Genomic DNA, 13884 nt, shown 5'->3' with positions numbered 1-13884 from the left:
TGCTGCCGATAGAATTTCTAGATTGCTTTTTGCTAATCGAAATGTTAAATAAAATTCAATCCTGGTGATCGAAACGGGAAAATTTTAGGGTTCACCAAATCTTCATATAATATTTATACTTTCATACCTGAGAGCATTAATTTAGATTTGGGGATGAGGTTGTAAAACTTTGCCCCCTCTTTTTTGTTAAGATGATTTGAACAGCAAAACTTGTTGTATAAAATGCCCAAAACGCTTATACCATGAAACCTTTACTCGTTAATTTTACCTTTGCGATGCTTGCAACGTTAAGCCTCTTTCTGGTTGCCAGAACTTTTACGATGCCAATTTTATGGTTTTTAATAGGATTGAGTGTTTGGACACTTTTTATCTGGAATTATTTCAGGGCGCACCAAAAAGCAAACCGCAGAAAGCATATGGAAAGGCTATTTAGTTTGCATTGGAGAAACCGCAGAAATTTCTCTTAACATGCTATATTAACGAACATTTACCCATTCTGGTAATGGAAGCTCAAGATTTACTTTCACACGCTCTAAAGCAACAAAAGTTTTGTAGCGTTTACATTTTCGTTTTCAAAAAACAGTTCTTGCGTAAGCGCCTCGTACTCTACCATTGTAGCTACATTGATAATTAATACAAAATCTATATCGCCGGTTACGTAATAACATTGTTGAACCTGTTTGCAGCGCGAAAACTTCTGTTTAGCGTGTATGGTGAGTTCTTTTCTATCGTTCTGCATTTCTACTTCAACCACAATGGTAATGGGACATCCAATAAGGCTGGGATCAATGACGGAAACATCGGATTTGATTACACCATTTTCATGCATACGCTTTATGCGCCGCTGAACCGCTGCGGCAGAGAGGTTTACCATTTCGCCAATTTTACGTTGTGGCGTTAAATTATCTTTTTGAATGATCCGGAGAATTTCCAGATCAAACCGATCCAATCCATTCATATTTCGATGAAACAAAATTGCATAATGATCCTCAAAATAGAGTAAAAAACTTATGCGCTTTTAAATAAAATTGCACTTATGGAAAGCATCGCAATAAAATCGAATCAAGCAAATCTGTGGAAAGGTTTTAACTTGGCAATACTTGCCGCGTTATTATGGGGTATTTCTGGCGCATTTGTTCAGTTTTTGGTTAAACATCGTGGCATTAATATAGAATGGCTGGTTACTGTACGTTTATTGTTATCCGGATCGCTGCTTTTAGTTGTAGCAATCTTTCAGCGAAAACAGGATATCTGGGCAATCTGGAAAAACACAAAAGACGTTCTTCAACTGCTCATTTACGGTTTATTAGGCATGCTTGCCGTTCAATATACTTACTTTGTAGCCATCAAATATTCTAATGCCGCAACGGCAACTGTATTGCAATATGCAGGCCCTGTACTGATTATGATTTATCTGGCTGCAAAAAATAAATCCTGGCCAGATCGTTTTGGTTTTCTGGCAATTCTTTTTGCGCTTAGCGGCACATTTTTATTGGTTACTCACGGCAATTTTGGTAGTTTGGCTATCTCGCAACGTGCTTTAATATGGGGTTTAGCTTCTGCAGCAGCACTTGCATTTTACAGTTTGTATCCGGCAAAATTGCTTCAAAAATATTCTTCCATCACGGTAATGGCTTGGAGTATGCTCATTGCCGGCTTACTCTTTAGCTTTGTGCGTGCACCTTGGCAGTTTGAAGGTACGTTTGATACGCAAGCGCTATTTTCCATCTTTTTTATTATCATACTGGGCAGCGTTGTTGCTTTCTCTGCTTATCTCAACTCTGTTAAAATTATTGGTGCACAAACTACCAGTTTGCTGGCTTCTGCAGAGCCACTTTCTGCTGCATTTATTTCAGTTTTTTGGTTAAATGTTTCTTTCGGAGCGATGGATTGGATTGGCGGCACATTAATTTTGTCTACGATATTTCTACTGTCTTTCCAACAAAATGGGAAACAAATCAGCGGACATTAAATTTTTAATCGGGGCCATTTTTTTCTTACAAAACTTTAAATGTACGTCAATAACGATGGTTTTTCCATTCGTTTAGCATAAATAACTACTAACTCTATGGATTTAATATTATTAATAATATATTTGCCTTTACGATGTTGGATTTTTTTAAAATTGCATGTCGATATAGTCATGTGGCCGAGTGGTTTAGGTACAGGTCTGCAAAACCTTTTACGATGGTTCGAATCCATCCATGACGTCTAAAACACCTCATTTTGGGGTGTTTTTTTTCTTTCCTATCATTGCGAGTTTTCTTTCCTTCCCGTCATTGCGAGGAGGAACAAAGCGGCAATCTTTCCAACTCTAAATGCAAAACAGATTGCTTCACGCCTACGCACTAAACCTACACTTCGGTTCGTAATAACGAGGTTATCTTATTTCGTCTCGTCATTGCGAGGAGGAACAAAGCGGCAATCTTTCCAACTCTAAATGCAAAACAGATTGCTTCACGCCTACGCTAAATCCACGCTTCTGTTCGCAATGACGGGTTATCTTATTTCATCTCGTCATTGCGAGGAGGAACAAAGCGGCAATCTTTCCAACTCTAAATACAAAACAGATTGCTTCACGCTTTCGCACCAAACCTACACTTCTGTTCGCAATGACGGGTTATCTTATTTCATCTCGTCATTGCGAGGAGGAACGGCGCGGCAATCTTTCCAGCTGTAAATGCAAAACAGATTGCTTCACGCCTACGCACTAAACCTACACTTCGGTTCGTAATAACGGTTTTTGAATTTTAGCATTAAAAACCAACAGCTTTATAAACAGCGCAGGCCGGCAAAATTTGCCGGCCTGCGCTTATTTCGATTAAAGATTTTATGACTTCTTTTTTGCCATGTCAATCATCATCGAAAGTTCGTCAACTGCGGCTTCGTTACTTCCGTCAAAACCCGTTAGTTTAAAGCGGATTTCGCCAGCACCATCAATTACAAATTTTGCAGGGATTCCGTTCACTTTGTAACTGCTCACTACTTTATTTACTTTAGTTTCTTTGTCTTTAATATCCATTAAAACCTGAAAATCATATTTCATGCTTTTAATGTAATCGCTCGCATCTTGCAATGGTGTTGTTGAGCGCTCCCAAGTGTGAATAAACAAAAACTTAACATTTGGATCGGCCTTGAATTTATTTTCAGCCATTTGCATAGCTGGGAATGATGCTTTGCATGGTCCGCACCAGGTTGCCCAAAAATCCAGGATGACAATTTTTCCTTTATAATCTGCAAGGCTAACCGTTTTGCCTTCTATATCCATCAAGGTAAATTCAGGTGCTTTCTCGCTAACCATATCTTTTGTAAGTTGTTTGCTTAGGTTATCCAGATAACTTTTACGCGTTGCCGCAGCATATTCTTCGTATCCGGCTTCGCTCCCTTTCACTTTTACGTATAAAGTTTTAAAATCTTCGGCCATTTTTGGCGTCGCTTTTCCGGCTTTCACCACTTCTTCCAATTTATCATATGCTTCCTGATTTTTATTTAAGCCCATTAAAATCTGCGCGTAGCGATAATTTAAACCCGGACTCAAACCTTCAGCTTTCTGATAAGCCATTTCTGAATATTTTAAGGCTTCTGAATATTTCTTCTGTTCAAACAAAATGTTTGCATATGTACTGGTTAAACCCGGATAACCTGAAGCCGAGAATTTCGCCCAGTTTTCATTTCCTTTTTTTCCATCGATATAAGAAAAAGCATTTTCCATCGCTTTTTTAGCGTAAATTTCTGCATTTGCTAAATCTCCATTTTTGTAAAAAGCATTGCTGATTCCAGAGTATGCATTTCCTTTCCAAAAATCTACTTCGAGCATATTTGCGTAAGCATTTGCTTTGGCAACATTTTTTTCTGCAGCGAACTTACAGGCTATGTTTGCACGTACGTAATCGTAAGCCAAACGATCGTCTACATTCACATTCTCATATTTTTCTGGCGGAAACTTTTTGATCCATCCTTTATAAGCCGCTTCGGTTTCGGCAGCTGATTTCAGTTCAGAAAATTTTTGCCACTCTGCAGCTCTCGCCTGTGTACCTAAAGGAAAGCGCTCCACAATGTCTTTGTACAATTGTTCAGATTGTTTGGTATTGCCAATTCTGTAGTAATAATTGGCTGCCGTGATTACCTGTTTTTCTGTTTTAGCAGACGAAAGTTGTTCCAGCTTTGCTCTTAATATTTTTTTATCTGACGAATCTTTAGAAGCCACCAATCGGTTTAAATATTGAATGGTAGTATCTGCCGTTTTTTTATCTTGCGCCTGCGCGGTATTTAGAGCTGCAACCGCGAGGATTGCTAAGCCTGCATTTTTTAAAAATTTCATATTGCTTTTCATGTTTTGTTTTTTAATATCCTGGATTTTGGGTCAGTTTGTTATTTAGCAGAATCTGAGCATCCGGAATCGGATACAATTGTGCGGTGGTTTTATAGGTAGATCTTATTGGCGCCAAGACAGCATCGGCTGTTCCGGTTCGTTTTAAATCGAACCATCGGTTTCCAAATTCACCAAAAAGCTCCAATTTTCTTTCCTTAGCAATTGCATTTAGTAGTGTTGCTTGCGTAGTTGCAGAAGTGTTTGCCAATCCGGCTCTTGCTCTTACCACATTTACATCACTCTGTGCGCCACTAATATTGGATTGCTGTGCCCGTGCTTCCGCGCGGATCAAATATTGCTCGGCCAGACGGAAAAGCACTGTATATTCATTTCCCGCCGATGCGGCTGTAGCGTTTTGAACTTTGTATTTATTGATGCGATAGTATTTAACAGTACTAAAAGTTGTAGAATCTACCCAAGATGTTTTCCGGTTGTCATTCAGTTCAAATCCTTTCGTAAAATCGCTCAGAAGGACATAAGTTGGCGGTGCTACATTGTTTGCAGAACTGGTTGTACGATAAGTAGTGAATGCCGAAGCCCCATAAAGCGTTGCAAGTTGCAAAATGGTTTCTGAGCTGGTGTTCACAAATGTATTCGCCAATGTAGCCAATGCGTACGTACCAGAATTGATGATTTTGCTGGATTCAATTTCTGCGTTTACGTAATCTTTATTGTACAAATAAACTTTTGCCAGAAGTGCTGTGGCAGCCCATTTATTTGCGCGCACTTTTAAACTTGCAGTGCCTGCATAATCTGTAGGCAACAGGTTTTGTGCTTCTTTTAGCTCACTAATGATGAATGCATTCACTTCGGCAGCTGATGAACGTGGCACAAAAGCATTGTTTAATTCTACCGGATCAGAAGTAATTGGTACGCCACCAAGAAAATTCACCATATTAAAGTACATCAGTGATCTAAAAAATTTCGCTTCTCCAATCAGTTGATTTTTTGTTGGTGTAGTAATTGCAGCAGAAGTGTTAACGCCGTTAATAATCAAATTACATTCTCTGATTACCTGATATGGATAGTTCCAGACGTAATTCTGAACATATGAATTGGTTGTTACAACTGCGTTTTGCGAAAACTGAAGTTGCTCTGCTGAACCTGTAGGCATTTGCAGTTCATCTGCAGATAAACCGCCCAACCAGGTTGTATATTGCAAAGCATTAACCGTTGGGAAATAAGAATATAACGCAAGTGTAGCACTTGTTGCAGAATTATCGCTATTAAAAGCATCTTCTTTAGAAATCAGGTTGGTGGCCAGATCTACATCTACAAACTTTTTGCAGGCCGAAAGCGTGGTCGCAAACAACACCAAAACCAATATTTTTTTGAAAAACATATCTTTAATTTTCATGAGTACAGAATTAAAATGAACAGTTTAAACCAAATACAATTGTTCTAACCTGAGGAGCGGCAATGTATTGCCCGGTTCCTAAAGCCTGGCCTGTACCAGGTAATGTTGTATCCGGATCATATACATATTTCTGTTTTGCCCAGGTATACAGGTTTTGCCCCTGCACGTAAATACTTAAATTGGACAATTTTAGTCGGCTAACCCATTCTTTCGGGAATGTGTAATTCAAACTCACCGTTTTCAATTTGAGATAGGATGCATCGCCCCAATTCACATCCGATGAAGGTAAATTAGAGTAAGAATTATCAAATGTTGTAGACGCAGCAGGAAATAAACCTGTACTGCCAACCTGTGTCCACCGGTCTAAAAATGCAGTAGCCTGATTGGTATAATCTGCACCAATTGCCGAATAAGACATGGTTGGATATAAAATTCCGTAACGATGATTGTACTGAAACATGAAATCAAGCGCGAAACCTTTATAACTGATGCTGTTGTTCAAACCTCCAAAATATGGATGACCGTAATAAGCAACATACCTGTCGTTAGCAAAGCTGATGGAACCATCGCCATTAAAATCCTGATAGGTTGGCAAGCCGGTTGTGGGATTTACTCCGGTATATTTGTAAAACTTTCTGATGTCTGTTGGCTGACCAATAACATAAGTACTGGCGTAAGAGGTATTGGCCAGATTTTCGAACTCGAGCAATTTGTTTCTGCTGATGGTTAAATTTAGATTGGTTGTCCACCTGAAATCGCCAGAAGCAATATTTATCGTATTCAATTCAAATTCAAAACCTTTGGTTTGCACGGTGGCATCCATATTTGCAGTGTAGGCGGTACTTCCGGTTTGTCCGGGGATTGTTATATAGTTAAGCAAATTCCCTACCCTGTTTCGGTAATAATCTGCTTTAAACAAGATTCGATCTTGAAGAAAACCCAACTCCAATGCGATATCCAGTTTTTGATTGGTTTCCCATTTCAGGTCTTTATTTTCAATATTTGAAGGGATAATCACATTGCTTCCGTTGTAGGTATAGGCAGAACCACCTGCACTATAAAGTGCGAGGTATTGATAATTTGGAATCTGATCATTTCCGGTAATTCCGTAGCTGGCACGAAGTTTACCAAAACTCAGGAAAGATAAATCTTTCATAAATTCTTCCTGCGTAAAAATCCACGAAGCACCAACAGCGCCAAAATTCCCGAATTTATTGTTGCTACCGAAACGTGATGAACCATCTCTTCTGAACGTTCCATCAACAATATATTTTCCTTTCCAGTTGTAATTTAAACGCCCGAAAACCGCATTATATCGATAAACGGTATTTGCATTGGCACTTGTTGTTACCGCAGATGCGCCCACTAACGAATACAAAAGCGCTTCGTTATTATAACCCGTACCGGTTAAATAAATCCCGGTTGCTTTTGTTTGCTGGAAAGTTGTACCAATTAACGCCTCCAGGTTTCCTTCGCCAAGTTTGGTTGTGTATATCGCCTGCGGTTCAATAATATAGTTGTTGTTGTCGTTATCTGTATACCTCAAGGTACTAATTTGGGAGGTTGCAGGATTCTGCGAGCTTGCCGGATTGATTTGCTGTTGTTTCAATCGTGTTGTACTGTAACCCAAATTTGCTTTAACAATCAATCCATCTATAATCCTGTAGGAAAGATTTAGGTTAGAAATTAAATTGTTGGTTTCGGCTAAAGTAGTTTTCGGTGCATAAGAAAGCGGACTTGTAGATGTCCAGTTAACGCTTCCATTGCTGTTATACAAGGGATAATTGGGCGCTAAAGCATACAAAGTACTCAAATCTGTATTTGGCAGCAGGTTTTTCATATAGGCGTAATTCACCGAGCCATCAATACTAAATTTTCCGTCTTTGCTTTTATGACCAGCATTTAAACGACTGGAAAAAGTGGTCGCATTATATTCATCTCCGTAAACTGTTCCTTGTTTGCGGTAGGTTGACGAAAAGAGAAAAGAATTTTGTGCATCGCCGCCAGAAACAGATCCTGTTGCATTGGTCATATGGCCAGTATGGCCGATGAAATATTTCTGCCAATCTGTATAGGCGTTTTGATCCCAAACGGTTAAATCAAGCGCATTCGCAGCTGTTGGTGTTACACCAGATTTTGCAAATGCAGCTTTCCGCATAGCCAGATATTCCTGAGTATTCATCATCGGAATATAATTTGCAACATTAGAAACGCCGGTATTCAGATTAAAGTTGTAGCTGGTTTTACCACGACTTCCTTTTTTTGTAGTGATCAACACCACTCCGTTAGAACCGCGTGAGCCATAAATTGCTGTCGCATCTGCATCTTTCAAAATGTCTATCCGTTCAATATCTTCAGGAGCGATAACACTAAAAGGACTTACCGGCCCATTGGCACCACTTACGCCATTGGCATTCAAATTATCTGATGCGGGCTGCGCACCATTAAACAAAGTAAACGGAACACCATCTATAATATATAAAGGGATAAAACCTGCACCCGATAAACCGGAATACGCACCGCGGATATTCATTCGTACACCAGAACCTGGTAATCCGTTATCTTGCGTAATCTGTACGCCAGAAATACGCCCTTGCATTGCCAAAAGCGGATTTTCTATCGTTTGTTTTCCAATTTCTTCTGCTGTGATAGAACTGATTGATCCGGTACTGTTTCTTTTTGTTGTACTGCCGTAGCCAATTACCTGAACCTGATCTAGTGCAGACGCCGAAAGACTTAGCTTAATATCCAACATGCTTGCTGTAGCACTTTGTAAAATACCTTCATTAACCTTGAATTCTTTGGTTTCATAACCAATAAAAGAAATCACCAGCGTTTCGCCTGCATTTACATCTAAAGCAAAAGCGCCGTTAGCGCCTGTTAAAGCGTATTTTTTGGTTCCTTTGACAATAACGGTTGCACCAGAAAGTGGCAAACCGTTTTCATCCAAAATACGGCCGTTGAAACGTGCAACAGTAAATAAATCTGTCAGTTTATCTAAAAATCCCTTTTCGGTTTTTTTAATCAGAACCGTTTTTTCTTCTATTGTATAGGTTAATGCGCGGTTTTTCAGGCAAAAATCAATTACAGAAGATAGTGGAGCATTTTTAAAATTTACATTAATCGTTGTGGCATCATTTAACGTATTTGTGGTGTACAATACCCGATAATTGGTTTGTTTTTCTACCTCGCGGAAAATTCTTTCAATAGTCACATTTTTTGCCGAAAAAGTGATTTGCTGAGAAAAACTGCGGGCACTCACATGCATGAAAAAAGTAATCATGATGATGGCGGTGAGTTTCATGATAAGGAAAATTTTTGACGGACGGCACAGGCGTAGCCTTCCTTGATAAAGAGGATTAAAAATCATACTTTCGTTTGTTTGGGTTAATGCGTAATGGATCTCGGAAATTCGTTTTTAAAGGGTTAACTCAGATAATTTCCACGGAAGTGCTGGTAACACTTTCGTGGTTTTTTTCTTGTAAACCGCTCTCCTTTTTATCGCTCTGGGGGTAGTCTTCTTTTCATTCTGTTAGTTTAAGTTGTTGATTGTATTTGCATTTCAGGCTGGTTAGGCCATTAGTTTACTGTAATTGTTTTTCCATTAATGGTAAATTGAATGTTGGCGGTTTTTTCCAACATATTTAACACTTTGGAGATGTGGTCAAATCTGGATACTGAGCCTGTAAAAGCAGGAATTTTATCTTTCGGCAATTGATTGATAAAGGTTACGCCATACCATCTGGATAGTTTTCGCAAAATGCTGGGCAGTTCTTCATTTTTAAAACGGAACTCTCCATTTTTCCAATCAACGGCCAAATTCGGATCTATATCACTCACATGAATTCCACTTTTACTTACCATTGCATTTTGGCCTGGTTTTATGGTTATCTCTGTATTTCCACTTGTAACTTTAACTGCGCCTTCTAATAACGTTGTATTCGCGGCAGCTTCATCAACGTAGCTGTTTACATTAAAATGTGTGCCCAAAACTTCAATTTCCTGGTTAATCGTCTGCACCATAAACGGATGTTTTTTATCTTTTGCGACTTCAAAATATGCTTCACCACTCAATTGTACATGACGTTGCAAACCATTAAACTGGCTCGGAAAGGTTAAAGACGAACTTGAATTTAACCAAACCTGTGTACCATCAGGCAAGTTTACCTGATATTGCCCGCCTTGCGGCGTTTCTAATCTATTTAGGCCGCTTAACTTTCCGGCATTTTGCGCTATGGCAAAAGTTAGTATGCCATTCGCCTCTTTTTTGGCTATTATTCCATCAATTTGTACAGCGCTTCCATTTTTTTGTTCGTCCAGATTAATTCTTTTTCCACTATTGGTAATAAATATTGCAGAATTTTTGCCCGGAGCCACATCATTGGCAAACCTTACGGCTTGTTTCTCTCCATTCAGTTTCACTTTGTAAACGGCAATTAGCACTATAGCAATAATTACCGCAGCCGCTACAGTTACAATTGTCCACAACCGTTTAACGTTGTTTTGTCTTCCATTTGTTGTAGCAACATTATCTTTTTCGGCCAATATCCTGGCCTTTAATTGTGCACCAAACACCATTTTTTCGGTTTCTGGCAATGTCCATTCATGCGCTGCCAATTCCTTCGCAACAAAGGCTTCAACCATAAAGGTTTCTTTAGCCGTAGCTTTTCCTTCCTGGTACTTCTTTAATAATTGTTTGAGTTGTTCTGTATTCACGGGTAGTTACAGGAAGGATAGAATTCTCCCTATACTAGTTAGTTCCAAAAAAATGAAAATGGTGGTAGATTTATTTTATAAAAAAATCTGATTTTATTTAAAGCGGTCAAAAAAGCTTAAAACAAAGAGTATTGGAAGCCCGGAAAGGTTTTCAGAAAGGATTTTTAGTGCATTGCTGATCTGTTTTTTAACGGTTCCTTCGGCAATATCCAATTGTTCAGCAATTTGGCGGTAAGACATTTGCTCATCGCGGCTCAAAAGATAAACCTCGCGCATTTTTTTTGGCATTTTGGCGATTGCTTTGTCTACCTGACGCTGCAAATCGGCAAACGAGATGTGTTCTTCAATATTCTGACTAAAATCTTCCAGTTGATCATTAAGTTTTTCTTCAAAATTTTCTGTCTGAATATTTCTTTCAATAAATCTTAAACTCAGGTTTCTGGTACTACCAATCAAATATGCCTGAAGGTTTGTTTTGATTTGTAACGCTTCGCGCTTTTTCCATAGCGAAATAAAAATCTCCTGTACAATATCCGCAGCTTCTTCTTCCGATTTTGTTAATCTTACTGCATAAGAAGCCATTTTTTCCCAAAACCTATTGTAAATTTCGGCAAATGCATCTTCATTCCCTTGTTTTAACAAGGCGATAAGTGCACTTTCGGAAAGCTGATCTGGCGACAACATCGTTTATTCGTGCACGAATATAATAAAAGCGATGAAACAGCATGTTTTATAAACAATATAATGAATAGTATATTTTAGTGCTTTTACATAGATGGAAAAAGATTTTGCAAAAAAAAGCCGCTGAAATAATTCCAGCGGCTTTAAATTTCGTTTTTGTCTGAAGACTAATGTCCTGAATGGCCATCTGCACCGTGTGCGTGGCCATGAGACAATTCATCCTGGGTAGCTTCACGAACATTTAAAATGTTACCGCTAAACAACAGGTTTTTACCTGCCATAGGATGGTTTAAATCTACAGCAACTGTTTCATCATGAACTGCAGTTACGCCAGCTCTGAATTGGTTACCATTGTTATCTTGTAATGGAATAACGTCTCCAACATTTGGAACTTCACCACCGGCATCTGTAAACATCGATTTTGGAAGATCTGCGAATGCACCCGGATCAATTTCTCCATATCCATCAGCTGCAGATAATTCAAAACTATAATCATCGCCAGTTTTTAAACCAGCCAGGTGCTCTTCAAATTTTGGCAACATCATGCCTACGCCATATAAAAACACTAAAGGATTTTGTTCATCCGCTTTTTCTACAAAAACTTGTTGTCCTTCTTCATTTGTAGTGTGCAACTCGTATGTTAATGCAACTACTGAATTTGATGAAATGTTCATTTAAATTGATTTATTGTAAATATTCTAATGCTTCCTCAACAGTGTTAACCGGCAACTGGCATACTTTATTTCGGCAAATATAAACTTTTGTTTCATTGCTCTGCTTACCTTTTAACAGCGGCAAGTTACTTTTTGTTCCGCCTAAAGTAATTTTATTAGGAATATAGTGCGTACTTAATGATAATTTGACAGCATCTGCTTCTACACCAGTAATGGCAATTTCGTTTAGTCCGTAAATTTCATTCAGCAATTGAATGCTCCAGTTTGAATAAGCAGAGCCATAACTCGCGATTTTTGGCTGAACGGCAGCAAGCATATCCGCAGCTTTTTGTTCATAATTTTCTATATCGAATAGCAATCCAAGTGTTTTTAGGTTTTGAGCCATTACCGAATTTGATGCCGGAATTACGTTATCTGTAACCTCATGTTTTCTGGCAATCAACTGTTCGCTTTTCTGCGAGGTATAGAAAAACATCGGCGATGCCGGATCACTGAAGTTCGTTATTACATACGCTGAAAGAGATTTCGCCTCGTTAAGCCATTGTTCATCAAAATCGTATTGATATAAGGCAATTAAAGCTTCAATCATAAATGCATAATCATCCAGAAATGCGGCAATAGACACTTTGCCATCTTTGCAATTGCGGTATAAGCCTCCACTTTCAGACTTCAGATTTTCTAAAATATACGTAGCGGTTTTTCTGGCCCGTTCGTAATACGGCTGGTGATTCAAAATCTGGGCGGTATCTGCAAGTGCTTTAATCATCATAGCGTTCCATGCTGTGAGGCATTTATCGTCTAAACCTGGCCTGACACGCTTTGCGCGGTATGCAAGCAGTTTTGCTTTTCCTTCTTCAACTTTATCAAACAGCTGCGCTTTATTTATCTTATATTTTAGAATCAAATCATCATTATTCAAGGTTTGCCGAAGAATGTTGGTTTGTTCTTCCTCCCAATTGCCATCTTCACTAACATTAAAATAATCGGCTAAAAGTAAAGCATCATCACCCAAAACAAGATCAAACTCGGCCTTATCCCAAACATAAAATTTGCCTTCAATACCTTCGCTATCTGCATCTAAGGCAGAGTAAAACAAACCTTCCGGAGATGACATTTCTCTTTCTGCCCACTCAATACACGAAATGGCAACTTTTTTAAAGGATTCGAATTTGGTACATTGATAAGCTTCGGCGTACAGACCAATCAGCTGTGCATTATCGTACAGCATTTTCTCAAAATGTGGAATGTGCCACTTATCATCTACAGAATATCTTGCAAAACCGCCACCAATCTGATCGTAAATACCACCACGCCACATTTCCTCCAGTGTATGACAAACAGCGGTAAACGCAGATTCATCATCTTTCAGAAAACCGTAACGCAAAAGAAACAGCCAATTGTTCGGCAGCGGAAATTTAGGTGCGCGGTTGTACCCGCCAAAGGCGATATCAAAATGACGTTTCCAGGGCGCTGTAATTTCTTCTAAATCTGTTTGCGTATATGCTTGTACTCTTTCGACATGGATAATTTTCTCGCTGTCTTTAATACCTTCGGTTAACCGATTTGCATACTGCAAAGCCTTTTCCGGCTCATTGCGCCATAACTCGGCAACATTTTCAAGAATATTGATCCAATCACTCTTCCGAAAATAAGTGCCGCCATAAATTGGCCGTTGATCTGGCAGGCAAATACAATTGAGTGGCCAACCTCCGCTACCGGTCATCAACTGTATCGCATACATATAAATCTGATCAATATCTGGTCTTTCCTCCCGATCAACCTTAATACATACAAAATGTTGATTCATCACTTCGGCAACTTCATGATTTTCAAAACTTTCGCGCTCCATAACATGACACCAATGGCAGGCAGAATAACCAATGCTCACCAAAATCAATTTGTTTTCTATTTTGGCTTTTTCCAAAGCTTCATTGCCCCATTCATACCAATGAACTGGATTATACGCGTGCTGAAGTAAATATGGCGAAGATGCTTTGATTAAATTATTAGGTTCTGATTGTGGATTTGACATGATTTAGGCAATAAATTTGATGACCGTAAAGCTATTAATTATCTACAAAGCT

General features: G+C 38.9%; 10 protein-coding genes and 1 tRNA gene. 3 read left to right on the top strand and 8 right to left on the bottom strand.

The window, feature by feature from the left end; all coding sequences use genetic code 11:
• The first annotated feature begins 242 nt into the window (after positions 1-242).
• Entirely contained in the window at positions 243-467 is a 225-nt protein-coding gene (locus ACJVDH_RS04830) for a hypothetical protein (RefSeq protein ID WP_443946441.1), read from the top strand.
• Between the two features lie 65 nt (positions 468-532).
• Here the strand turns inward: ACJVDH_RS04830 and ACJVDH_RS04825 are convergent, their stop codons facing one another.
• Positions 533-958, bottom strand: a complete 426-nt coding sequence (locus tag ACJVDH_RS04825) for an Lrp/AsnC family transcriptional regulator (RefSeq protein ID WP_443946440.1) — start codon at positions 956-958, stop codon at positions 533-535.
• Between the two features lie 78 nt (positions 959-1036).
• Between ACJVDH_RS04825 and ACJVDH_RS04820 the strand changes: the two genes are divergently transcribed.
• Together ACJVDH_RS04820 and ACJVDH_RS04815 are read left to right on the top strand one after the other, a co-directional pair.
• Complete coding sequence (locus ACJVDH_RS04820) at positions 1037-1972, top strand: DMT family transporter (protein WP_443946439.1); 936 nt, start codon at positions 1037-1039, stop codon at positions 1970-1972.
• 167 nt (positions 1973-2139) lie between these two features.
• Positions 2140-2211: transfer RNA gene (locus tag ACJVDH_RS04815), tRNA-Cys, on the top strand.
• Between the two features lie 619 nt (positions 2212-2830).
• Here ACJVDH_RS04815 and ACJVDH_RS04810 read toward each other — a convergent pair.
• From ACJVDH_RS04810 to ACJVDH_RS04780, 7 genes are all read right to left on the bottom strand, one after another.
• The gene (locus ACJVDH_RS04810) at positions 2831-4321 is read right to left on the bottom strand and encodes a redoxin domain-containing protein (protein WP_443946438.1); all 1491 of its coding nucleotides are present in this window, start codon (positions 4319-4321) and stop codon (positions 2831-2833) included.
• Between the two features lie 22 nt (positions 4322-4343).
• Entirely contained in the window at positions 4344-5729 is a 1386-nt protein-coding gene (locus ACJVDH_RS04805; RefSeq protein WP_443946437.1) for a RagB/SusD family nutrient uptake outer membrane protein, read from the bottom strand.
• A 10-nt stretch (positions 5730-5739) separates the two neighbouring features.
• The gene (locus ACJVDH_RS04800) at positions 5740-9033 is read right to left on the bottom strand and encodes a SusC/RagA family TonB-linked outer membrane protein (protein WP_443946436.1); all 3294 of its coding nucleotides are present in this window, start codon (positions 9031-9033) and stop codon (positions 5740-5742) included.
• 275 nt (positions 9034-9308) lie between these two features.
• Positions 9309-10445 (bottom strand): FecR family protein, encoded by a 1137-nt coding sequence (locus ACJVDH_RS04795; RefSeq protein WP_443946435.1) that lies wholly within the window; start codon positions 10443-10445, stop codon positions 9309-9311.
• A gap of 93 nt (positions 10446-10538) precedes the next feature.
• Positions 10539-11129 carry an RNA polymerase sigma factor gene (locus tag ACJVDH_RS04790; protein ID WP_443946434.1) on the bottom strand — a complete coding sequence of 197 codons (591 nt, stop codon included), beginning with the start codon at positions 11127-11129 and terminating at the stop codon, positions 10539-10541.
• Between the two features lie 164 nt (positions 11130-11293).
• On the bottom strand, positions 11294-11800 hold the full coding sequence (locus ACJVDH_RS04785; RefSeq protein WP_443946433.1) for an FKBP-type peptidyl-prolyl cis-trans isomerase: 507 nt from the start codon (positions 11798-11800) through the stop codon (positions 11294-11296).
• A gap of 10 nt (positions 11801-11810) precedes the next feature.
• On the bottom strand, positions 11811-13832 hold the full coding sequence (locus ACJVDH_RS04780) for a thioredoxin domain-containing protein (protein WP_443946432.1): 2022 nt from the start codon (positions 13830-13832) through the stop codon (positions 11811-11813).
• Positions 13833-13884: the final 52 nt, after the last annotated feature.

This window comes from Pedobacter terrestris (assembly GCF_052343045.1).
Classification (GTDB): domain Bacteria; phylum Bacteroidota; class Bacteroidia; order Sphingobacteriales; family Sphingobacteriaceae; genus Pedobacter.
This window is presented reverse-complemented; position numbering and strand designations above follow the sequence as displayed.

What these genes read in the sequence shown, in the direction of transcription:
- ACJVDH_RS04830 (WP_443946441.1), top strand. Translation starts at nt 243, where the DNA reads ATGAAACCTTTACTCGTTAATTTTACCTTTGCGATGCTTGCAACGTTA.
- ACJVDH_RS04825 (WP_443946440.1), bottom strand. Translation starts at nt 958, where the DNA reads ATGAATGGATTGGATCGGTTTGATCTGGAAATTCTCCGGATCATTCAA.
- ACJVDH_RS04820 (WP_443946439.1), top strand. Translation starts at nt 1,037, where the DNA reads ATGGAAAGCATCGCAATAAAATCGAATCAAGCAAATCTGTGGAAAGGT.
- ACJVDH_RS04810 (WP_443946438.1), bottom strand. Translation starts at nt 4,321, where the DNA reads ATGAAATTTTTAAAAAATGCAGGCTTAGCAATCCTCGCGGTTGCAGCT.
- ACJVDH_RS04805 (WP_443946437.1), bottom strand. Translation starts at nt 5,729, where the DNA reads ATGAAAATTAAAGATATGTTTTTCAAAAAAATATTGGTTTTGGTGTTG.
- ACJVDH_RS04800 (WP_443946436.1), bottom strand. Translation starts at nt 9,033, where the DNA reads ATGAAACTCACCGCCATCATCATGATTACTTTTTTCATGCATGTGAGT.
- ACJVDH_RS04790 (WP_443946434.1), bottom strand. Translation starts at nt 11,129, where the DNA reads ATGTTGTCGCCAGATCAGCTTTCCGAAAGTGCACTTATCGCCTTGTTA.
- ACJVDH_RS04785 (WP_443946433.1), bottom strand. Translation starts at nt 11,800, where the DNA reads ATGAACATTTCATCAAATTCAGTAGTTGCATTAACATACGAGTTGCAC.
- ACJVDH_RS04780 (WP_443946432.1), bottom strand. Translation starts at nt 13,832, where the DNA reads ATGTCAAATCCACAATCAGAACCTAATAATTTAATCAAAGCATCTTCG.